The sequence below is a fragment of the Bartonella sp. AP58NXGY genome (assembly GCF_042195785.1).
In the GTDB taxonomy this organism is placed as follows: Bacteria; Pseudomonadota; Alphaproteobacteria; order Rhizobiales; family Rhizobiaceae; genus Bartonella.
Window position 1 is genome coordinate 847 of sequence record NZ_JBHIOY010000092.1, and the last position, 299, is coordinate 1,145.

Here is a 299-nt window from a genome sequence, read left to right on the forward strand (position 1 = left end):
AAAGTTTATGGCAATGCCGTTGTTAATGATGATGCATGGGTTTTCAGTGCAAATGCTCATGTTTATGGCAATGCAAAAATTAATGACAATGCTATCGTTCGTGGTCAAGTTTATGACAATGCCTTTGTTTGTAATAAAGCTAATATCGTTTTTGATGCAAAAATCTCTGATAATGCGAAAATTGCTGATAATGCTTATGTAAAGGGCTTTGTTTATGGCAATGCAAAAATATTAGGCTCTGCTCGTATTGATTGGGCTGCTCATGTTTACGATAATGCCGTCGTTTCTGACAATGTATA

General features: G+C 35.5%; 1 pseudogene. It reads left to right on the forward strand.

The features are described 5' to 3' along the window. Positions 1 to 299, forward strand: a pseudogene (locus ACFINC_RS09670) (hypothetical protein); the annotation flags it as partial.